The organism is Serratia sp. 121840015-1, from assembly GCF_053627655.1.
In genome coordinates this window covers 1082998-1103162 of record NZ_JBSEYF010000001.1, presented here as the reverse complement: position 1 = coordinate 1103162, position 20165 = coordinate 1082998, and the positions used below count along the sequence as shown (strand labels likewise).

Below are 20165 nucleotides of genomic sequence, written 5' to 3'. Positions count from 1 at the left end.
GTAACCCGGGTGAAATATCAGTGTTGTAAAATTACATTTCACGCCTGGTTTCGTTATCCGACGTTTATCGCAACACCAATATTTGCTTCACCAGTCAACGGAGTAATACATGTCCAGACGGCTCAGAAGAACCAAAATCGTTACCACCCTGGGTCCGGCTACAGACCGCGACAATAATCTGGAAAAGATCATTGCCGCCGGCGCCAACGTAGTTCGGCTTAACTTCTCCCACGGCAGCCCGGAAGACCACCAGGCTCGCGCTGACAAAGTGCGTGAAATCGCCGCCAAACTGGGACGTCACGTCGCTATCCTCGGCGATCTGCAAGGGCCGAAAATCCGCGTATCCACCTTCAAGGAAGGCAAAATCTTCCTCAACGTGGGCGATAAATTCCTGCTGGACGCCAACCTGTCAAAAGGCGAAGGCGATAAAGAAAAAGTCGGTATCGACTATAAAGGCCTGCCTGCCGACGTGGTGCCGGGCGATGTCCTGCTGCTCGACGACGGCCGCGTTCAGCTGAAAGTGCTCGAAGTTCAGGGCATGAAAGTGTTTACCGAAGTCACCGTTGGCGGCCCGCTGTCCAACAACAAAGGCATCAACAAACTCGGCGGCGGCCTGTCGGCCGAAGCGCTGACCGAAAAAGACAAGGCAGACATCGTCACCGCCGCCAAGATCGGCGTCGACTACCTGGCGGTCTCCTTCCCGCGTACCGGTGAAGACCTGAACTACGCTCGCCGCCTGGCGCGCGACGCGGGCTGCAACGCCAAGATCGTGTCCAAGGTTGAGCGCGCCGAAGCGGTCTGCAGCGACGAAGCGATGGACGACATCATTCTGGCTTCCGACGTGGTGATGGTCGCCCGTGGCGATCTGGGCGTCGAAATCGGCGATCCGGAACTGGTCGGCATTCAGAAGAAACTGATCCGCCGTGCCCGTACCCTGAACCGTGCGGTGATCACCGCGACCCAGATGATGGAGTCTATGATCACCAACCCGATGCCAACCCGCGCCGAAGTCATGGACGTGGCCAACGCCGTGCTGGACGGTACCGATGCCGTGATGCTGTCGGCAGAAACCGCTGCCGGCCAATACCCGGCGGAAACCGTGGCGGCGATGGCGCGCGTTTGTTTGGGCGCCGAGAAGATCCCGAGCATCAATGTTTCCAAACACCGTCTGGACGTGCAGTTCGACAACATCGAAGAGGCGATCGCCATGTCTTCGATGTATGCGGCCAACCACCTGAAAGGCGTCACCGCGCTGATCGCCATGACCGAATCTGGCCGCACCGCGCTGATGATGTCGCGTATCAGCTCCGGCCTGCCGATCTTCGCCATGTCGCGTCATGAGCATACGCTGAATCTGACTGCGCTGTATCGCGGCGTGACGCCGGTGTATTTCGATAGCCACAAAGACGGCGTGATCGCCGCCAATGAAGCCGTCAATCGCCTGCGCGACAAAGGTTTCCTGGTCTCCGGTGATCTGGTGATCGTCACCCAGGGCGACGTGATGGAAACCGTCGGTACCACCAATACCAGCCGTATCCTGCGCGTCGAGTAATTCACGCCGCAGACGAAATGCCGGCCGGCTCACGTTGGCCGGCATTTTTTTTGCGCTGACATCGCCATAAACGACGGAGAACGCCATGCTCCACCAACACAACCCCGCAGCGAGCGCTGATGAGCTCGATCTCGACGGCCACGGCCTGACGCAGCTCGACGAGTCGCCGTTAGCCGGCCACGCGCTGCGCAAGATTAGCCTGTACGACAATCAGCTGACGGCCTTCCCCGCCTCGATCTTCCGGCACCGAAATCTGCGGGTGCTGAATATCTCCTGTAATCAGCTCGACCGCCTGCCGCCGGAGATTGGCCAGCTGCAACAGCTCGAGATGTTCGATTTTGGCCACAATCGCGCAAGCGAACTCCCCGAAGAACTGGGGCAGCTGCATCGGTTGAAATACCTCTATCTGAGCGATAACGGCTTTAGCGAGCTGCCGCGCTCGCTGGCGCAGCTGCAGCAGCTGGTTTACCTCAACGCGACCGACAACCATTTAACCGCTTTACCACAGGCAATACCGAGGCTTGCGGCATTGCAGGAGCTGCGTTTATACAACAACCGCATCGGCAGCCTGCCCGCCGAGATCGGGCAACTGCGCGCGCTGCGCGAACTGCATATCATGAAAAATGCCCTGACTTCGCTGCCGGCGGAAATGGCTCAGCTCGGTGAGCTGGAGATACTCGACGCAGCTAACAATGCCATCGCCGAGCTGCCGCTGGCCTTCTGCCGGCTGCCGCGGTTGAGCGAGTTGAACCTGCGTTTCAATCAGCTGACGCGTCTGCCGGAAAATATCGGCCAGCTGACGGCGCTGAGAAGTCTGGACCTGCGCGCCAACCGCCTGAGCGACCTGCCGGAAAGCCTCGGCGAACTGAGCCGCCTGCGCAAGCTGGACCTGCGCTGGAATGATTTCACCCGCACGCCTAAAGTCGTCGACATCCTGCGGGCTCGCGGCTGTCTGGTGCACATCTGAAGAGACGCCGGCCGGGTTGTGGCCCGGCCGGCGTTAGCGGTAGACAGGATTAACGATACAGATCGTCGCGCGAGTAAGGTTCAATCTCCCCTTCCTTGCGCGTCTTCAGCAGTTTGAGGATCCAGGTGTACTGCTCCGGGTTCGGGCCCACCAGATTTTCCACCTCTTCGTTCATGCGGCGGGCAATGCGCGGATCGTCGGCTTCGGCCAGGTCATCCATCGGCTCGCGGATATAAATGTCCAGCATGCTGGTTTTGCCGTCGTACACCGGGAATAAAGGCACGATCGCCGCACGACACACCTTCATCAACCGGCCTACCGCCGGCAGCGTCGCCTTATAGGTCGCGAAGAAATCGACGAACTCGCTGTGCTCCGCGCCATGATCCTGATCGGGCAGGTAGTAGCCCCAATACCCCTGCCGCACCGAACTGATAAACGGTTTGATGCCGTCGTTGCGCGCGTGCATGCGGCCGCCGAATTTACGCCGCACGGCATTCCACAGGTAGTCGATAAGCTGATTACGCTGATTGTGGAACATCGCGGCCATCGGTTGGCCGCGCGCGGCCATCAGCATCGCCGGCACATCCACCGCCCAGCCGTGAGGCACCAGGAAAATGACGTTGCGCCCTTCCGCCCGGATCTTGTCCAGCACCTCTTCACCGTGCCAACGCACGCGCTTGAGCACTTTCTCCGGCTTGGTGCAGGCCAGTTCCGCCATCAGCACCATCGACTGCGGCGCGCAGGCGAACATCTGGTCGATGATGTGCTCACGTTCGCTTTCCGGCAGCTCCGGCAAGCAATAAAGCAAATTGATGCGGGCACGACGGCGTGCGCCCTTCGCCAGCTTGCCGGCCAGTTTGCCGACCGCCCCCAGCACCGGATCGCGCAGGCGCGCAGGCACCAGCGAAATGCCGGCCATCAGGCCGGTTCCCAACCACACGCCCCAGTAGCGCGGATATAAAAAGGCTTTCTGAAACTGCGGGATGAACTCTACGTTCGATTTCTTCTCGTTTTGCATGCACATGCTCTTTGCTTAGCGATTCGGCTAATCATAATTGCCATCACCGATTTTGCAATTAACAACCGCGAACCGCCCAGATAAAACAGCATCGGCCCGCAATCAGGCCGATGAAATTGACGGCGCCGAAGCGCCGGAAAAAGGGGGTATTAATCCAGCTGCAGCTGAGGAACCACTTCCTTCACCTGCGCCAGATAATCGCTGCGGTCTTTGCCGCTCAGCCCTTCGGAACGCGGCAACTTGGCCGTCAGCGGGTTCACCGCCTGTTGGCCGGTCCACAGTTCAAAGTGCAGGTGCGGCCCGGTGGAGCGCCCGGTGTTGCCGGAAAGCGCAATGCGATCGCCGCGTTTCACCTTCTGGCCCGGTTTCACCAGCAGTTTTTTCAGGTGCATATAGCGCGTGGTGTACTGGCGACCGTGACGGATCGCCACATAGTTGCCCGCCGCGCCGCTGCGTTTGGCGATCACCACCTCACCGTCGCCGACCGCCAGCACCGGCGTGCCGACCGGCATGGCGAAATCGACGCCCTTGTGCGGCGCCACGCGGCCGGTCACCGGGTTCACGCGACGCGGGTTGAAGTTGGAGGAGATGCGGAACTGTTTCATGGTCGGGAAACGCATGAAGCCGCGCGCCAGGCCAGAGCCCTGGCGATCGTAGAATTTGCCGTCTTCGGCGCGGATCGCATAGTAATCTTTGCCGCCGGTGCGCAGACGCACGCCCAACAGCTGGCTTTGCGATTTCTTACCGTCGAAATGCTCGCGCGACATCAGCACGGAGAACTGGTCGCCTTTGCGCAACTTGCGGAAATCGAGCTGCCACTGCAGCGCCTTGATCACCGCATTTATTTCGTTACGGCTCAGCCCGGCGTCGCCGGCGCTGCTGACGAAGCTGCCGTTGACCCGGCCGCTGATCACGTTGTTGCGCCATTCACCCTGCTGCGCCTCTTTCGACTCTTTGAAGCTATTGCCGACGCGGTCATAGGTGCGGGTTTCGCGGCGGGAAACTTCCCAGGTCAACTGCTGCAGATCGCCCGCATCATTGACGGTCCACGACAGCTGTTGGCCGATCTTCAGATTACGCAGATCGCGGTTTTGCGAAGCCAGCAAGGTGACATCCGACATATCGATGCCGTACTGCGTCAGAATGCTGCCGAGGGTGTCGCCGGTGGAAACCACATATTCATGCACGCCATCGTCGCCGGCATCTTTTTGATCCAGCTCATCCTGCGGGATTTCGTCATCGGGGGTGGGTTGGTCGGCATCAATCGGTTCACTGGCTTCAGGGAGCAATGACCGCATCTGGCTGGATTCTAACTCGACGCTCTTGGCAATGGGGTTGTGTTCTGGGTGGTAAACAAAAGGCCGCCAAACAGCGACGGCCAATGTGACGACTGTCAGCGACCCCAGCATGACGCGGTGGGGCCGTGGCAGGTTGTTATACGCCAGAGCGATAGTTCGGACTATCTGCTGCACTCGATATTATCCTCATAAGCTTTACTTCAGGCAGCTCACGTACTGGTTTGACAGCTGAGTCAGGAATTTCCCGTAGCTGTCCTTCCCCAGCGCGATGCCGATGCCCAGCGGGTCCAGCGTTCCGGAACGCACTTTGGTACCCTTGGCGACGGCATTGATTACGGCCGGCCTGAATTGTGGCTCAGCAAAAACGCATACCGCTTTCTGCTCAACCAACTGTGTTCGAATTTGGTGTAGGCGCTGTGCTCCAGGCTGAATTTCGGGATTGACGGTGAAATGGCCCAGCGGACTCAAACCGTAGTGTTTCTCAAAGTAGCCGTAAGCATCATGAAAAACAAAATAACCCTTACCTTGCACAGGCGTAAGCATGTTACCAACATTTTTGTCAGTTTGCGTCAGCAGATTCTCGAACTGGCGCAGGTTTGCGTCTAATTTGTCCTTATTTTGCGGCATAAGTTCCAACAATCTGTCGTGAATCGCGATCGCGGTCACTTTTGCTATCTCCGGCGACAGCCAAACGTGCATATTGTACTCGCCGTGATGATGCCCATGATCGTCATCGGCATGGTTATGCGCTTCGCCTGCATGATCATGATCGTCGTCATCTTCGCCTTTCATCAGCAACGGCTTCACCGCCGGCAGTTCGCTGATGGCCAGTTTGCGGGTTGCCGAGATCGGCACCAGCGCCTTGTTCAGGAACGCCTCCATGTCCGGCCCAACCCACAGCACCAGGTCCGCAGAGCGCAAACGCTGGATATCGGAAGGGCGCAGCGCAAAATCGTGCGGTGAAGCGCCGTCCGGCAGCAACACCTCGGTCGGCGTCACGCCGTCGGCGATGGCCGATGCGATAAAGCCTAGCGGACGAATCGAGGTCACCACCGCAGCGGAAGCGCTGCTCAGCGGGCCGGCCATCAACAGTGCGCTGGCCAGCAGCGTGCGCTGCAGCCATTTATTTTTCTTTGCCATCATCAGTAATCCCATCGTTTTCATCAACAAGGCGTGATATTATAACATTCGCTTCGTTCTGCAACCTGTAATCTCGAGATGTCTACACTGATAACGCTAAAAAATATCTCCGTCGCCTTCGGCAGCCGCAAGGTGCTGTCGAACATTTCCCTCAGCCTGCAACCCGGCCGTATTCTCACGCTGCTGGGCCCGAACGGCGCGGGCAAGTCTACGTTGGTGCGCGTGGTGCTGGGATTGGTCAAACCGACCGCCGGCACGCTGGAGCGTGAGCCCGATCTGCGCATTGGCTACGTGCCGCAAAAGCTGCACCTCGATGCCACCCTGCCGTTGACCGTCAGCCGCTTTATGCGTCTCAAGCCCGGCGTAAAGAAAGCCGACATTCTGCCGGCGCTCAAGCGCGTGCACGCCGCTCACCTGCTCGACCAGCCGATGCAAAAGCTCTCCGGCGGTGAAAACCAACGCGTGCTGCTGGCGCGAGCGCTGCTGAACAAACCGCAACTGCTGGTGCTGGACGAACCCACGCAAGGGGTGGACGTCAACGGCCAGCTGGCGCTGTACGATCTCATCGATCAGCTGCGTAAAGAGCTGGGCTGCGCCGTGCTGATGGTCTCGCACGATCTGCATCTGGTGATGGCGAAAACCGACGAGGTCTTGTGCCTCAATCAGCACATCTGCTGCTCCGGGGCACCGGAGGTGGTGTCGATGCATCCCGAATTCATCGCCATGTTCGGCAACCGCGGCGCAGAGCAACTGGCGGTGTATCGCCACCATCACAACCACCGTCACGACCTGCAGGGAAGAATTGTCTTGAAGAAAACCGGGAGCCGCGAAGCATGATTGAACTGTTACTTCCCGGCTGGCTGGCTGGCGTGTTGTTGGCTGGCGCCGCCGGGCCGCTGGGTTCCTTCGTGGTCTGGCGTCGCATGTCCTACTTTGGCGATACCCTGGCGCACGCCTCGCTGCTCGGCGTCGCCTTTGGTCTGCTGCTGGACATCAATCCCTTCTATGCGGTGATCGCCATTACGCTGCTGCTGGCTCTGGCCCTGGTGTGGCTGGAACGCCGCCCGCAGCTTTCAGTGGATACCCTGCTCGGCATTCTGGCCCACAGCGCCCTGTCGCTCGGGCTGGTGGTGGTGGCGTTGATGTCTAACGTGCGGGTCGATCTGATGGCCTACCTGTTCGGCGATCTGCTGTCGGTCACGCTGAGCGATATCCTGATGATCGCCGGCGGCGTCGCCGTGGTGCTGCTGGTGCTATGGTGGCAGTGGCGCGATCTGCTGTCGATGACCATCAGCCCGGAGCTGGCGCACGTCGACGGCGTTAACCTGGTGCGCGCACGCACCGTATTGATGCTAGTCACCGCCTTGACCATCGGTCTGGCGATGAAATTCGTCGGCGCGCTGATCATCACCTCACTGCTGATCATTCCGGCCGCCACCGCTCGCCGCTTCGCGCGCACGCCGGAACAGATGGCCGGCGTCGCGGTACTGCTCGGCATGGTGGCCGTCACCGGCGGCCTGACCTTCTCGGCGTTTTACGATACGCCGGCCGGCCCTTCGGTGGTGCTCTGCGCCGCCGTGCTGTTCACGCTGAGCCTGTTCAAAAAACAGCAGGCCTGATTAAAACCGGGATATGACAAGGGCCGCTGATGCGGCCCTTTCTACTGCTGACAGAGGAGGAAAAAACGCGGTTTTTCCTCCTCTGTGGTGAGCAGCCGAAAATCAATGAATTGATTTTCCTTTTTTATGTGCGCCTTCTATAGACCCGGTAACGTCATCAAGTTCAACATTAACGTCAAGGGCCGCAGATGCGGCCCTTTTTTATGACGGGTGGAAAACTTATGCTTCGCGCTCGAGCCCGAAGTGCCGGTAGGCATGCTGCGTCGCCAGGCGGCCGCGCGGCGTGCGCTGGATAAAGCCCTGCTGGATCAGGAACGGCTCGATCACGTCCTCAATGGTTTCGCGCTCTTCGCCGATCGCCGCCGCCAGGTTGTCCAGCCCGACCGGACCACCGGTGAACTTGTCGATAATCGCCAGCAGCAGTTTGCGATCCATATAGTCGAAGCCTTCGGCATCGACGTTGAGCATATCGAGCGCCTGCGCCGCCACCGAACCGCTGATCACCCCGTTGGCGCGCACTTCGGCGAAGTCGCGCACCCGGCGCAACAGGCGGTTGGCGATACGTGGCGTCCCCCGCGCACGGCGGGCCACTTCATGGGCACCCTCGTCGGACAGTTCCAACCCCAGGCACCCGGCGCTGCGCGAGACGATGTGCTGCAAATCCGCCACCTGATAAAACTCCAGCCGCTGGACAATGCCGAAGCGATCGCGCAGCGGCGAGGTCAGCGAGCCGGCGCGGGTGGTGGCACCCACCAGCGTGAACGGCGGCAAATCGAGCTTAATCGAACGCGCCGCCGGCCCTTCGCCGATCATGATATCCAGCTGGTAGTCTTCCATCGCCGGATACAGCACTTCTTCCACCACCGGTGACAAGCGGTGAATTTCGTCGATGAACAAGACGTCGTGCGGTTCGAGGTTGGTCAGCATCGCCGCCAAATCGCCCGCCTTCTCCAGCACCGGGCCGGAAGTGGTGCGCAAATTCACGCCCATTTCGTTGGCCACGATGTTGGCCAGGGTGGTTTTCCCCAACCCTGGCGGGCCAAAGATCAGCAGATGGTCGAGCGCGTCGCCGCGCTGCTTGGCCGCCTGAATGAAGATCTCCATCTGCTCGCGCACGTGCGGCTGGCCGACGTATTCGGTCAGCAGCTTGGGACGAATGGCGCGATCGAGGATCTCTTCTTCGTTGATCGGTTCGGCGGAAATCAGGCGATCGGCTTCAATCATTATCTACCCCTTTTCGGCCTTACAGGGCGGCGCGCAGCGCGTCGCGGATCAGGGTTTCGCAGTCGGCGCCCGGCTTGGCAATCTTGCTGACCATGCGGCTGGCTTCCTGCGGCTTATAGCCCAGCGCCACCAGCGCCGAAACGGCCTCGGCTTCCGCGTCCACATCCGGCGCTTTGTCGGTGGCAGACGGCAGGCTGATCTCGCTGCTGCTGTTGAACAGGTCGCCGTTAAGCCCTTTGAAACGGTCTTTCATCTCTACCACCAGGCGCTCGGCGGTTTTTTTGCCCACGCCCGGCAGCTTGACCAGTGCAGTGATCTCTTCGCGCTCCACCGCGCTGACGAACTGCTGCGCGGACATGCCCGACAGGATCGCCAGCGCCAGCTTCGGCCCGACGCCGTTGACCTTGATCAGCTCGCGGAACAGCGCGCGCTCCTGCTTGTCGTTGAAACCGTACAGCAGCTGCGCGTCTTCACGCACCACGAAGTGGGTAAACACGATGGCCTCTTGCCCCAGTTCCGGCAGCTCGTAAAAGCAGGTCATCGGCATGTGTACCTCATAGCCCACGCCGTTCGCCTCCAGTAACACCAACGGCGGCTGCTTTTCCAGAATATTTCCTCTGAGACGACCTATCATTTACCCTCCTGCAGAATGACCGGGCATGGCGCCCTGCCATGCCGTTGCTGGTAAAGCTTATAACATAAAAAAGGCTGGATGAATATCCAGCCTGAGCAATCATCGCTTTGCGTCAGCGCAAACGCCCGCGCGCCAGGTTCAACCGCCCTTCGCTCATCCGCAGCACGTTCTGGCTGAGGTGGCAGTGGGTGATAGCGATGGCCAGGGCATCGGCGGCGTCCGCCTGCGGGTTGGCCGAGAGTTTTAGCAGCGAGCGCACCATGTGCTGTACCTGCGGCTTTTCGGCCGCGCCGGTGCCGACCACGGTCTGTTTGACCTGCCGCGCCGCATACTCGAACACTTCCAGATTCTGATTCACCGCCGCCACGATCGCGACGCCGCGCGCCTGGCCGAGCTTGAGCGCCGAATCCGGGTTCTTGGCCATAAACACCTGTTCGATGGCGAAGAAATCGGGCTGAAACTGGGTGATGATCTCACTGACGCCGGCGTAAATCAGCTTCAGCCGCGTCGGCATGTCGTCCACCACCGTGCGGATGCAGCCGCTGGCGATATAGCTCAACTGACGCCCCTGCTGGCGGATAAGGCCATAGCCGGTGACGCGTGAGCCGGGATCGATACCGAGTATGATCGCCATATCTACATCCACCTTGCATGCACGGCGCCGCCGAACGGCGGCGCCCGTTTTACCGGATTACAGCGTCGCCGCCACTTCGTCGGAGATTTCACCGTTATGGTAAACTTCCTGCACGTCGTCGCAGTCTTCCAGCATATCGATCAGGCGCAACAGCTTAGGCGCGGTTTCCGCGTCCATGTCGGCCTTGGTCGATGGGATCATCGACACTTCCGCCGCTTCGGCTTCGAAGCCCGCCGCGGTCAGCGCGTCTTTCACCGCGCCCAGGCTTTCCCAGGCGGTGAACACGTCGATCGCGCCATCGTCATAGGTCACGATGTCTTCCGCACCGGCTTCCAGCGCCGCTTCCATCACGGTGTCTTCATCCAGGCCCGGTGCGTAGGTGATCACGCCCTTCTTGGTGAACAGGTAAGCCACGGAACCGTCGGTGCCGAGGTTGCCGCCACATTTGGTGAAGGCGTGGCGCACTTCCGCCACGGTGCGGTTGCGGTTGTCGCTCAGGCATTCGATCATCACGGCGGTGCCGCCAGGGCCGTAACCTTCATAGATGATGGTTTCCATGTTGGTATCATCATCGCCGCCCACCCCGCGCGCGATGGCACGGTTCATGGTGTCGCGCGTCATGTTGTTCGACAGCGCCTTGTCCATCGCCGCGCGCAGACGCGGGTTGGAATCCGGATCGCCGCCGCCCAGCTTGGCGGCCGTGACCAGCTCACGAATAATCTTGGTGAAAATTTTACCGCGCTTGGCGTCCTGCGCCGCTTTACGGTGCTTTGTGTTGGCCCACTTACTATGACCTGCCATAAAAAAATCTCCGAAAAAAACTACTGGACTGAATTGATCACGAACTCTTCAATCGCCTGCTGATTGCTCCATGACTTGGTTAACTTCACGGCCTCGGCCGCCTCAAGCCATTGGTAAGCGTGATGCTCGGTAATCACCGGATCGCGCTCCTCGGGCAACGCCAGACAGAACCAGTGCTCTTTATTGCGCGTGGTTCCCGGCGCATAGCGATGTCGCAAATGGACAAAGAGTTCAAACTCCACGCAGCGCTGGCAATCGAACAACGGCAGGTGCTCTGCTTCGATATCGATGCCGACTTCTTCCATGACTTCACGCTGCGCGGCATGCGGCGGCGACTCATCCTGTTCCAGGCTGCCGGTGACCGACTGCCAGAACTCGGTATCGTCGCGCCGCTGTAACATCAGCACCCGACCACTGGATTTCGCGTAAATCACTACCAGGATAGATTCAGGGCGCTTGTAACTCATCACTCGCTCTCTTGTTCCGCACCGGCTTTCTTTACCACGCTGATCGCCAGCTCCTGCAGCGACGCCGGGTTGGCGAAGCTCGGTGCGTCGGTCATCAGACAGGCCGCCGCGGTGGTTTTCGGGAAAGCGATGACGTCGCGGATGTTGTCGGTGCCGGTCAGCAGCATCACCAGACGATCCAGGCCGAAGGCCAGGCCCGCGTGCGGCGGCGTACCGTACTTCAACGCGTCCAGCAGGAAGCCGAACTTCTCGCGCTGTTCGTGTTCATTGATGCCCAGGATACTGAACACCGTTTGCTGCATTTCGCTGCGGTGAATACGCACCGAACCGCCGCCCACTTCGTAACCGTTGATCACCATGTCATAGGCGTTGGCGATGGCGTTGACCGGCGCTGCCGCCAGCTCTTCCGGGCTCATGTCGCGCGGCGAAGTGAACGGGTGGTGCATGGCCGCCAGGCCGCCCTCTTCGTCTTCTTCGAACATCGGGAAGTCAACCACCCACAGCGGCGCCCAGCTGTCGAGTTGGGTCAACGCCAGATCGCGACCCAGCTTCAGACGCAGCGCGCCCATCGCATCGGTCACAATCTTGAAGCTGTCGGCGCCGAAGAACAGGATATCGCCGGTCTGCGCATCGGTGCGCGCCAGGACCGCTTCCAGCACGTCCGCGCTGAGGAATTTGGCGATCGGGCTCTGCACGCCTTCCATGCCGGCGGCGCGGTCGTTGACTTTCAGCCACGCCAGGCCTTTGGCGCCGTAGATGTTGACGAAAGCGCCGTACTCGTCGATCTGCTTGCGGGTCAGCTGTGCGCCGCCCGGTACGCGGATCGCCGCCACGCGGCCTTTGGCGTCGTTGGCCGGGCCGGAGAAGACTTTAAACTCGACGTCTTTGACCAGGTCAGCCACGTCCACCAGCTCCAGCGGGTTACGCAGGTCCGGCTTGTCGGAGCCAAAGCGACGCATCGCTTCGGCGAAGGTCATGACCGGGAAATCGCCCAGATCCACGCCCTTCACGTCCAGCCACAGCTCGCGCGCCAGTTTCTCCATCACTTCACGTACCTGATCGGCGGTCATGAAGGAGGTTTCGACGTCGATCTGGGTGAATTCAGGCTGACGGTCCGCACGCAGGTCTTCGTCACGGAAGCATTTGACGATCTGGTAGTAACGATCGAAGCCGGACATCATCAGCAGCTGTTTGAACAGCTGTGGGGACTGCGGCAGCGCGTAGAATTTGCCCTTGTGCACGCGGCTCGGCACCAGGTAATCGCGGGCACCTTCCGGCGTCGCCTTGGTCAGCATCGGCGTTTCGATATCGAGGAAGCCGTGGCTGTCCATGAAGCGGCGAACGAAGCTGGTGATTTTGGCGCGGGTCTTCAGACGCTCGGCCATTTCCGGGCGACGCAGATCCAGGTAGCGGTATTTCAGGCGCGCTTCTTCACTGTTGACCTGGTTGGAGTCCAGCGGCAGCGGCTCGGAGCGGTTGATGATTTCCAGCGCGTGGGCGAACACTTCCACTTCGCCGGTGGCCATATCTTTATTGATCTGGCTGTCCGGACGCGCACGCACGGTGCCGACGATCTGGATGCAGAACTCATTGCGCAGGTCGTAGGCCTTGTCGAACGCCACTTTCTGGTCCGGATCGAAGAACACCTGCACGATGCCTTCGCGGTCGCGCATATCAATAAAGATCAGGCCGCCGAGATCGCGACGACGATTGACCCAACCACACAGAGTGACTTCCTGGCCCACGTGGGACAGATTCAACTGCCCGCAATATTCAGTACGCATACGCTATCCTTTTACACAGCCGATGCCGCGCCGGGCTACTGCGCCCCTGTCGCGCGGCTGTTATCTGATAAATTCTACTTGTTACCCGGTTTAAAATCCGTCGCATACCAGCCGGTACCCTTAAGCTGGAAACCGGAGGACGAGATCAACTTGGTCAACGCGGGCTGCCCACACGCCGGGCAGTCTGCCAGCGGCGCATCGGAAAATTTTTGCAATTTCTCTAACCGATGGTTGCAAGCACCACATGCATATTCATAAATCGGCATAGGTCGTTGGATTAAAGAGTGTTGAAAAAAGGGAGTCATTATAAAGGAAATTCATCCGCCCGATAAGTGCGAACACAGCATTGTTACTGCACTAAATGGCGCGTTTTCGTTCGAATCAACACATCGATTAACAAATTTCCCATTAACCTGCGACAGTTTTTTCACGTAGCCTGATTCTCCCCCGGTTTGCGCCGTACGCTGCTCGCCTGGCGCGCCGAACAGTTTTTATCCACTTCGCAACGAGATGAAATCCATGCTGAAACTTGACGCCCAAACCACCGCTCTGGTGCTGATCGATTTGCAAAACGGCATTCTGCCCTACGCCGGCGGCCCGCACAGCGCCGACCAGGTAGTGGCGAACGCCGCCCTGCTGGCCGCGCGTTTTCGTCTGCTGGGCGCGCCGGTGCTGCTGGTGCGCGTCGGCTGGTCCGACACCTTCGCCGAAGCGCTGAAACAGCCGGTGGACAAACCGGCTCCCGCGCCCGCCGGCGGCTTGCCGGTCAGTTGGTGGGAGTTCCCCGCACCGCTGGCGGTCAATGACAGCGATATTCTGGTCACCAAACGCCAATGGGGCGCCTTCTACGGCACCGATCTGGATTTACAGCTGCGCCGCCGCGGCATCAAATCCGTGGTGCTGGGCGGCATCTCCACCAATATTGGCGTAGAGTCCACCGCGCGCGCCGCCTGGGAACACGGCTATGAACTGGTGATCGCCGAAGACGTCTGCAGCGCGCAGAACGCGGAAATGCACCGCTTCGCGTTCGAACACATCTTCCCACGTCTGGCGCGGGTGCGCGACACCGGCGAAATTCTTGCCGCGCTCGAGCGGTAACGTTAAGTTGTAGCCTGATGATCTCAGTAAAGGAAGACGACGCCGTGATCTACATCGGATTGCCGCAGTGGCAACATGCGGCCTGGAACCGCATCGGGTTGCGTGACTTGGCGGATTACAGCCGCTACTTCAACTGCGTGGAGGGTAACACCACCTTCTACGCGCTGCCGAAGCTGGAAATCGTGCAGCGCTGGCGCGACATGACCGGCGACGATTTTCGCTTCTGCTTCAAATTCCCGTCGGACATCAGCCACAAGGCTGCCCTGCGTAACTGCGCCGCCGAGCTGCAGGCGTTTTACCACTGCCTGAGCCCAGTGCATCAGCGCATCGGCCAACTGTGGCTGCAGTTGCCCGCCGCCTTCGGCCCTGACGAGCTGCCGCGCATGTGGCAATTCTTCGAAAGCCTGCCGAAGGAATTCACCTACGGTGTTGAAGTGCGTCATCCGGCGTTTTTCGCCAAGGGCGAGGCAGAGCGTGCGCTGAATCAGGGGTTGCACCAGCGCGGCATCAATCGGGTGATCCTCGACAGCCGCCCGGTGCATCACGCCGCCCCCCATACCGCCGCCGTGCGCGATGCGCAGCAGAAAAAACCGAAGCTGCCGGTGCATGCCCTGGTCACCGCCGACCAGCCGCTGGTGCGCTTTATCGGCGGCGATCAGCTGGCCGACAACCTGCGCTGGTTCGAACCCTGGCAGCAAAAACTGCCGCTGTGGCAGCAACAGCATCAGCCTTATCTGTTTATTCATACGCCGGACAACGGCGATTCGCCCCAGCAGGCGCAAAAAATTTGGCAGCAGCTACGCCTGGCGATCCCCGATTTGCCTGCGCCGCCGGACTGGCCGGAACAGGATGCACTGTTTTGACCTATTAATCTGACCAATAACATCAAATATTTCCCCGCGACAGTGAATACAATGACGGCTATGATGCTGGCTGCCAGTTTTGGTTAGGGAACGGAGTTAAAAATGGTAAGCGCGCTTTATGTGGTGCTCGGCGCATTGTTGTTGATCAAACTCTCTTATGACGTAGTCAGATTAAGGATGCAGTACCGCGTAGCCTACGGCGACGGCGGGTTCTACGAATTGCAGACCGCCATCCGCGTGCATGGCAACGCCGTTGAATACATTCCGATCGCTGCCGTATTGCTGGTGATCATGGAGATGAACGGCGCGGAAATCTGGATGATTCACCTCTGCGGCCTGATGCTGATGGCCGGGCGGCTGGTGCATTACTACGGTTTGCGCAACCGCGAGGTTCGCTGGCGCCGTTCAGGCATGGCCGCGACCTATATCTCTTTGCTGTTGATGGTTCTGGCAAATATTTTCTATCTGCCCTGGGATCTGATTTTTAGCCTGCATTGATCCCGTTTTATCATCAGGCGGCCGCGCCGCCTGCTTCCGCTCCGCTTTTTTACGCTTTTCTGTTAGACTACGCAGCTTCGAATTCTGAACTGATTTGCCGCTATGCCAAACCGCGATACCCTTTTCTCCGCCCCCATCGCCAAATTGGGCGACTGGACCTTCGACGAACGCGTTGCCGAAGTGTTCCCCGACATGATCCAACGCTCCGTTCCCGGCTATTCCAACATCATCTCGATGATCGGCATGCTGGCCGAACGCTTTGTGCAACCCGACAGCCGGGTGTATGACCTGGGCTGCTCGCTGGGCGCGGCGACGCTGTCGATGCGGCGGAATATCAAGGTGCCCGGCTGCAATATCGTCGCCGTCGACAATTCGCCGGCGATGGTGGAACGTTGTCGCCGCCATATTGACGCCTTCCGCGCCGACACGCCGGTTGACGTCATCGAAGCCGACATTCGCGACATCGACATCGAGAACGCCTCGATGGTGGTGCTGAACTTTACGCTGCAGTTCCTCGAACCGGCCGATCGCCTGCGCCTGCTGGAGAAAATTTATCGCGGCCTGCGCCCGGGCGGCGCACTGGTGCTGTCGGAGAAGTTCAGCTTTGAAGACGCCGAAGTCGGCGAGCTGCTGTTCAACATGCATCACGATTTCAAACGCGCCAATGGGTACAGCGAGCTGGAGATCAGCCAAAAACGCAGCATGCTGGAAAACGTGATGCTGACCGACTCGGTAGAGGCACATAAGGCGCGCCTGCATCAAGCCGGGTTCGAGCATGCCGAAGTGTGGTTCCAATGCTTCAACTTCGGTTCGCTGATCGCCCTGAAAGCGGGGGATGCGCAATGATCGAGTTCGGTGATTTCTATCAGCGCATCGCCAAAAGCCCCCTCAGCCATTGGCTGGATACCCTGCCTGCGCAGCTGAGCGCCTGGCAACGCGAATCACTGCACGGCAAATTCAAGCAGTGGTTCAACTCGGTGGAACATTTGCCGACGCTGACCCCAACCCGCCTCGATCTGCTGCACGGCGTACGCGCCGAGATGGAGCCTGCCCTGTCGCCGGGCCAGCTCGAGGGCATCGAGAAAATGCTGCGCACCCTGATGCCATGGCGTAAAGGGCCGTTCTCGCTGTATGGCATCGATATCGATACCGAATGGCATTCCGACTGGAAGTGGGATCGCGTGCTGCCGCACATTTCTCCGCTGGCCGGCCGCACCATTCTCGACGTCGGCTGCGGCAGCGGCTATCACCTGTGGCGCATGATCGGCGCCGGCGCACACTTTGCCGTCGGCATCGATCCGATGCAGCTGTTCCTGTGCCAGTTCGAAGCGGTGCGCAAGCTGTTGGGTGGCGATCAGCGCGCCCACCTGCTGCCGCTCGGCATCGAGCAGTTGCCGGATCTGGCGGCGTTCGACACCGTGTTCTCAATGGGGGTGCTATATCACCGCCGCTCGCCGCTCGATCATCTCTATCAGCTGAAAAATCAGCTGGTGGCTGAAGGGGAGCTGGTGCTGGAAACGCTGGTGGTGGAAGGCGATCGCCACCAGGTGCTGGTGCCGGGCGATCGTTATGCACAGATGCGCAACGTGTATTTCATTCCTTCCGCCGAAGCGCTGAAATGCTGGCTGGAGAAGTGCGGTTTCGTCGACGTGAAGATCGCCGATATGTGCGTCACCAGCCTCGAAGAGCAGCGCCGCACCGACTGGATGACCAGCGAGTCACTGGCCGAATTCCTCGATCCGAACGATCGCAGCAAAACGATCGAAGGCTATCCGGCGCCCCTGCGCGCCGTGCTGACCGCCAAAAAACCCTAGCGTTCGCTAATCGGGCCGGCCTGAGCCGGCCCGAATTTACCCGTTGTCGACATCGACAATCCGCAGCTCATACACCATGGTCGCGTTCGGCGGGATCTGCGGCGCATAGCCCGTTTCTCCGTACGCCAACGCCGGCGGCACCACCATTGTCAGAGAGCCATGATTTTTCAGATGGCCGATCGCCTCGCGGAACAACGGCGGATAGGCAGAGAGTGGCTGTGACATCACCTTCCCACTGCGATCCATATCCTGAATCACGCTGCCGTCGGTTAAGCTCTCTTTCACCACAATGTCTACCCGTGCGTTTTCCTTAATGGCTTCATCACCCACATAATCGATGCGATACCAGAAACCGGCAGGCGACTTCTGCGTGCCTTTCTTCTTTTTAAACTCGGTGACGAACGCCTCGCCCTTGCTGGTCTGCACCTTCGCCGCCTGGTTTCTGGCGTCGTTCACCGCTTTTTCCGACTCCGACAGCGCGCGGGTCAACTGTGCATCGCTTAGTTGGTAATGGCCGTTGAAGGTATCGATCACGCCCGCCAGCAGCAGGGTTTTATCGGGATTGATGCCCCAATTTTTACGCTCCGCCAGCATCGTTTGAATATCGCGTCCCAAAGCGACACCGGCAGCATAGCTCTGCTGTTCCGGCTTTTTCTTGAGCGCCTGCGCATCCGGCAGCCATTTGGCCCGCGATCTCAGCCCGCTCAGCTCGTCTTGCAAAGCTTGCTGCGCCTGATGGGCGGCCGCCAGCTCCGTTGCCGTTTTATCCACCTGCAGTGTCGCTTTATCCCGCTGCTGCGCAGCCTGCGCGCTTTCCGCCGTTACCACCGCCAAACGTTGTTCCAACGCTTTAGCTTGTTCGGTTTGCGTCTTGTTTTTTTCCTGCAGCTGCGCCAGCTGCTGCTGCAGTTCACCCGTCGCCTTGACGGCTTCAGCCTTTTGCTGCGCCAGCGCCGTCTTCAGGCTTTTCTCTTGCTGTTCGGCCTGTTGGCGTTGATCATCACGCTCTTTCTGCAGCTGCGCCAGCTGCTGCTGAAGTTCACCCGCCGCCTTGGCGGCTTCGGCCTTTTGCTGCGCCAGCGCCGTCTTTAGGCTTTTCTCTTGCTGCTCGGCCTGTTGGCGTTGACCATCACGCTCTTTCTGCAGCTGCACCAGCTGCTGCTGAAGCTCACCCGCCGCCTTGGCGGCTTCGGCCTTTTGCTGCGCCAGCGCCGTCTTCAGGCTTTTCTCTTGCTGCTCAGCCTGTTGGCGTTGACCATCACGCTCTTTCTGCAGCTGCGCCAGCTGCTGCTGAAGTTCACCCGTCACCTTGGCGGCTTCGGCCTTTTGCTGCGCCAGCGCCGTCTTCAGGCTTTTCTCTTGCTGCCCACCCTGCTGCCGTTGGCCCTCCTGCTCTTTTTGCAGCTGCGCCAGCTGCTGCTGCAGTTCGCCCGTCAGCCTGGCAGCCTCGGCCTTCTGCTGTTCCAGCTCAGCGGCGGCCGCTTTTTTATCCTGCTCATAACGCTGGCGCGCTTTATCGTTGGTGGTCTGGGCCGCCGCCAGTTTCTCCTGCCAAGCCTTATCCGCCTGTTCAGGCAACGCCGCCAGCCGTTGTTCCAGCAAGGCAATGCGCCGGTCGCGCTCCTCGGTTTGCTGCTTTTGCAGCGCTAACGCCGCCTGCGCTTCGGCGATCTGCGCCTGAGCCTTGCGCTCCTGCGGCGTCAGGTTCAGCGCCTGTCGTACGCCGCTGGCGAAGTCGCTCAACGCGCTCAAATCAGGCGCCGGTGTCGGTTTATCGGCAGCGGTCAGGGACGACGCAACCCGCAACGCGGTCAACTCCTGCTGCAGGGATTGAAGAGCGGCTTGCTGTTGCTCCAAGCGAGTCTCTTTCTCGCGCAGCGTCTTTTGCAACTGAGCCAGTTGCTTTCTCTGTGAGCTCGTTTCACGAGCTTGAACCGGCCGGGACGCCGGCTTTTGGCTTTCTTGGGATGGGGTAACCACAGTCTCGGCTGCCGGCGCGTCCTGCCGCTGGTAACGCTCGGCAAACTGCAATAATGCCGGCACGTCGTCATCCGCCCCGGCCACCGCCGGCGCAAACGCCAGCGGTATCATCAGGCTCAGTAAGGCCTTTCTTGCACGAGGGGTCATTGGGCGCGTTCTCCGCGCTCAGCCAGGCCGGTCATCATGGCAGAACTGATGTCCGCGCAAAGACGGCTGGTGCGATAACGATACAGGGCGTCGACGGTTTCCTGCGTGCCCGTGTTGACCCGCTGGCGAACCCCGGCATACTGCGCGGCGCCGCCCATCAAGGTATCGAATTCGCGTTTGAATTTTTGGTATTTTTCGTTATCCATGCCGCGCATGGCATCCAACTCGCGCTGGCACTGCTGCATGCGCTCGGCCTCACGCTGCCGTTTGTCTTGTTCCGCAATTTCTTCTGCGCTGGGCGGCTGGCTTAATGTAGAAACAGGTCGCTTGGCGGTCTGGCAGCCGGTCAGGGCCAACGTCAGTAAAAGCGCCGCGCTCAAACAGTGTGCCGTTCGGGTCATTATCGTTATCTCCTTGTTTAGTCCGCCGTTAACGCGCCCTGCGGCTGCGCCGACGGCTCTCCTCAATTGATGCTGTGATGTTCCGGCCATAAGGCAGGCGATGAACAGGTAAAAATACCGGCGCGGTGACGAGCGGCAGAACGCAAACCATTCACCACGGCAATACATACCAAAAAATCATTTAATATGATGATATTTAAAGGATTTTAACTCACAAACTTATCAG

Annotated in this window: 21 protein-coding genes; 9 read left to right on the top strand and 12 right to left on the bottom strand. The window is 59.7% G+C overall.

The window, feature by feature from the left end; all coding sequences use genetic code 11:
* Positions 1-109: 109 nt before the first annotated feature.
* Together pyk and ACUXAC_RS05305 are read left to right on the top strand one after the other, a co-directional pair.
* Positions 110-1552: a pyruvate kinase gene (pyk, locus tag ACUXAC_RS05310; RefSeq protein WP_019452801.1), complete on the top strand. Its 1443-nt coding sequence runs from the start codon at positions 110-112 to the stop codon at positions 1550-1552.
* 85 nt (positions 1553-1637) lie between these two features.
* Complete coding sequence (locus ACUXAC_RS05305) at positions 1638-2519, top strand: leucine-rich repeat domain-containing protein (RefSeq protein ID WP_454266535.1); 882 nt, start codon at positions 1638-1640, stop codon at positions 2517-2519.
* Between the two features lie 49 nt (positions 2520-2568).
* On the opposite strand, the gene lpxM is transcribed toward ACUXAC_RS05305, so the two are convergent.
* From lpxM to znuA, 3 genes are all read right to left on the bottom strand, one after another.
* Positions 2569-3537 carry a lauroyl-Kdo(2)-lipid IV(A) myristoyltransferase gene (gene lpxM / locus ACUXAC_RS05300; RefSeq protein WP_015378127.1) on the bottom strand — a complete coding sequence of 323 codons (969 nt, stop codon included), beginning with the start codon at positions 3535-3537 and terminating at the stop codon, positions 2569-2571.
* A 149-nt stretch (positions 3538-3686) separates the two neighbouring features.
* Positions 3687-5009, bottom strand: coding sequence for a murein DD-endopeptidase MepM (gene mepM / locus ACUXAC_RS05295; protein ID WP_038877136.1), 1323 nt, complete (start codon positions 5007-5009; stop codon positions 3687-3689).
* Positions 5010-5030: 21 nt separating this feature from the next.
* Positions 5031-5975: a zinc ABC transporter substrate-binding protein ZnuA gene (gene znuA / locus ACUXAC_RS05290; RefSeq protein ID WP_060424108.1), complete on the bottom strand. Its 945-nt coding sequence runs from the start codon at positions 5973-5975 to the stop codon at positions 5031-5033.
* A gap of 78 nt (positions 5976-6053) precedes the next feature.
* Between znuA and znuC the strand changes: the two genes are divergently transcribed.
* Positions 6054-6812, top strand: a complete 759-nt coding sequence (gene znuC, locus ACUXAC_RS05285; protein ID WP_004932357.1) for a zinc ABC transporter ATP-binding protein ZnuC — start codon at positions 6054-6056, stop codon at positions 6810-6812.
* On the top strand, positions 6809-7594 hold the full coding sequence (gene znuB / locus ACUXAC_RS05280) for a zinc ABC transporter permease subunit ZnuB (RefSeq protein ID WP_038877132.1): 786 nt from the start codon (positions 6809-6811) through the stop codon (positions 7592-7594). The genes znuC and znuB overlap by 4 nt, the downstream gene beginning before the upstream one ends.
* A 219-nt stretch (positions 7595-7813) precedes the next feature.
* Here znuB and ruvB read toward each other — a convergent pair whose 3' ends face one another.
* The 7 genes from ruvB to ACUXAC_RS05245 form a co-directional block, all read right to left on the bottom strand.
* Entirely contained in the window at positions 7814-8818 is a 1005-nt protein-coding gene (gene ruvB / locus ACUXAC_RS05275; RefSeq protein ID WP_038877130.1) for a Holliday junction branch migration DNA helicase RuvB, read from the bottom strand.
* 19 nt (positions 8819-8837) lie between these two features.
* Positions 8838-9452: a Holliday junction branch migration protein RuvA gene (ruvA, locus tag ACUXAC_RS05270; RefSeq protein ID WP_060423916.1), complete on the bottom strand. Its 615-nt coding sequence runs from the start codon at positions 9450-9452 to the stop codon at positions 8838-8840.
* Positions 9453-9564: 112 nt separating this feature from the next.
* Positions 9565-10086, bottom strand: a complete 522-nt coding sequence (gene ruvC / locus ACUXAC_RS05265) for a crossover junction endodeoxyribonuclease RuvC (protein ID WP_387441356.1) — start codon at positions 10084-10086, stop codon at positions 9565-9567.
* 57 nt (positions 10087-10143) lie between these two features.
* A complete protein-coding gene (locus ACUXAC_RS05260; protein ID WP_033647638.1) occupies positions 10144-10887 on the bottom strand; it encodes a YebC/PmpR family DNA-binding transcriptional regulator in 744 nt (247 codons plus the stop codon).
* A 20-nt stretch (positions 10888-10907) separates the two neighbouring features.
* Positions 10908-11354, bottom strand: a complete 447-nt coding sequence (gene nudB / locus ACUXAC_RS05255) for a dihydroneopterin triphosphate diphosphatase (RefSeq protein WP_019452808.1) — start codon at positions 11352-11354, stop codon at positions 10908-10910.
* On the bottom strand, positions 11354-13138 hold the full coding sequence (gene aspS, locus ACUXAC_RS05250; RefSeq protein WP_060423918.1) for an aspartate--tRNA ligase: 1785 nt from the start codon (positions 13136-13138) through the stop codon (positions 11354-11356). The genes nudB and aspS overlap by 1 nt, the downstream gene beginning before the upstream one ends.
* Before the next feature lie 74 nt (positions 13139-13212).
* Positions 13213-13404, bottom strand: coding sequence for an FmdB family zinc ribbon protein (locus tag ACUXAC_RS05245; protein WP_033632845.1), 192 nt, complete (start codon positions 13402-13404; stop codon positions 13213-13215).
* A gap of 253 nt (positions 13405-13657) precedes the next feature.
* On the opposite strand from ACUXAC_RS05245, the gene ACUXAC_RS05240 reads away from it, so the two are divergent.
* The 5 genes from ACUXAC_RS05240 (at position 13658) to cmoB (ending at position 17411) form a co-directional block, all read left to right on the top strand.
* A complete protein-coding gene (locus ACUXAC_RS05240; protein ID WP_060424110.1) occupies positions 13658-14236 on the top strand; it encodes a hydrolase in 579 nt (192 codons plus the stop codon).
* 47 nt (positions 14237-14283) lie between these two features.
* Complete coding sequence (locus tag ACUXAC_RS05235; RefSeq protein WP_343180361.1) at positions 14284-15099, top strand: DUF72 domain-containing protein; 816 nt, start codon at positions 14284-14286, stop codon at positions 15097-15099.
* Between the two features lie 102 nt (positions 15100-15201).
* Positions 15202-15597 (top strand): MAPEG family protein, encoded by a 396-nt coding sequence (locus tag ACUXAC_RS05230; protein ID WP_004932387.1) that lies wholly within the window; start codon positions 15202-15204, stop codon positions 15595-15597.
* Between the two features lie 102 nt (positions 15598-15699).
* The gene (gene cmoA, locus ACUXAC_RS05225) at positions 15700-16443 is read left to right on the top strand and encodes a carboxy-S-adenosyl-L-methionine synthase CmoA (RefSeq protein ID WP_049202466.1); all 744 of its coding nucleotides are present in this window, start codon (positions 15700-15702) and stop codon (positions 16441-16443) included.
* The gene (cmoB, locus tag ACUXAC_RS05220) at positions 16440-17411 is read left to right on the top strand and encodes a tRNA 5-methoxyuridine(34)/uridine 5-oxyacetic acid(34) synthase CmoB (RefSeq protein ID WP_060439776.1); all 972 of its coding nucleotides are present in this window, start codon (positions 16440-16442) and stop codon (positions 17409-17411) included. Before cmoA ends, cmoB begins: the two co-directional genes overlap by 4 nt.
* A 36-nt stretch (positions 17412-17447) precedes the next feature.
* On the opposite strand, the gene ACUXAC_RS05215 is transcribed toward cmoB, so the two are convergent.
* Both ACUXAC_RS05215 and ACUXAC_RS05210 read right to left on the bottom strand, forming a co-directional pair.
* A complete protein-coding gene (locus tag ACUXAC_RS05215) occupies positions 17448-19538 on the bottom strand; it encodes an FKBP-type peptidyl-prolyl cis-trans isomerase N-terminal domain-containing protein (RefSeq protein WP_454266534.1) in 2091 nt (696 codons plus the stop codon).
* Complete coding sequence (locus ACUXAC_RS05210) at positions 19535-19939, bottom strand: hypothetical protein (RefSeq protein ID WP_060425843.1); 405 nt, start codon at positions 19937-19939, stop codon at positions 19535-19537. The genes ACUXAC_RS05215 and ACUXAC_RS05210 overlap by 4 nt, the downstream gene beginning before the upstream one ends.
* Between the last annotated feature and the right edge of the window lie 226 nt (positions 19940-20165).

Coding starts and splice junctions, on each gene's coding strand:
- znuC (WP_004932357.1), top strand. CDS start 6,054: ATGTCTACACTGATAACGCTAAAAAATATCTCCGTCGCCTTCGGCAGC.
- cmoB (WP_060439776.1), top strand. CDS start 16,440: ATGATCGAGTTCGGTGATTTCTATCAGCGCATCGCCAAAAGCCCCCTC.
- znuB (WP_038877132.1), top strand. CDS start 6,809: ATGATTGAACTGTTACTTCCCGGCTGGCTGGCTGGCGTGTTGTTGGCT.
- ACUXAC_RS05260 (WP_033647638.1), bottom strand. CDS start 10,887: ATGGCAGGTCATAGTAAGTGGGCCAACACAAAGCACCGTAAAGCGGCG.
- ACUXAC_RS05245 (WP_033632845.1), bottom strand. CDS start 13,404: ATGCCGATTTATGAATATGCATGTGGTGCTTGCAACCATCGGTTAGAG.
- pyk (WP_019452801.1), top strand. CDS start 110: ATGTCCAGACGGCTCAGAAGAACCAAAATCGTTACCACCCTGGGTCCG.
- ACUXAC_RS05215 (WP_454266534.1), bottom strand. CDS start 19,538: ATGACCCCTCGTGCAAGAAAGGCCTTACTGAGCCTGATGATACCGCTG.
- ACUXAC_RS05230 (WP_004932387.1), top strand. CDS start 15,202: ATGGTAAGCGCGCTTTATGTGGTGCTCGGCGCATTGTTGTTGATCAAA.
- cmoA (WP_049202466.1), top strand. CDS start 15,700: ATGCCAAACCGCGATACCCTTTTCTCCGCCCCCATCGCCAAATTGGGC.
- lpxM (WP_015378127.1), bottom strand. CDS start 3,537: ATGCAAAACGAGAAGAAATCGAACGTAGAGTTCATCCCGCAGTTTCAG.
- ruvB (WP_038877130.1), bottom strand. CDS start 8,818: ATGATTGAAGCCGATCGCCTGATTTCCGCCGAACCGATCAACGAAGAA.
- ACUXAC_RS05240 (WP_060424110.1), top strand. CDS start 13,658: ATGCTGAAACTTGACGCCCAAACCACCGCTCTGGTGCTGATCGATTTG.
- znuA (WP_060424108.1), bottom strand. CDS start 5,975: ATGGCAAAGAAAAATAAATGGCTGCAGCGCACGCTGCTGGCCAGCGCA.
- ACUXAC_RS05210 (WP_060425843.1), bottom strand. CDS start 19,939: ATGACCCGAACGGCACACTGTTTGAGCGCGGCGCTTTTACTGACGTTG.
- ACUXAC_RS05305 (WP_454266535.1), top strand. CDS start 1,638: ATGCTCCACCAACACAACCCCGCAGCGAGCGCTGATGAGCTCGATCTC.
- aspS (WP_060423918.1), bottom strand. CDS start 13,138: ATGCGTACTGAATATTGCGGGCAGTTGAATCTGTCCCACGTGGGCCAG.
- ruvA (WP_060423916.1), bottom strand. CDS start 9,452: ATGATAGGTCGTCTCAGAGGAAATATTCTGGAAAAGCAGCCGCCGTTG.
- nudB (WP_019452808.1), bottom strand. CDS start 11,354: ATGAGTTACAAGCGCCCTGAATCTATCCTGGTAGTGATTTACGCGAAA.
- ruvC (WP_387441356.1), bottom strand. CDS start 10,086: ATGGCGATCATACTCGGTATCGATCCCGGCTCACGCGTCACCGGCTAT.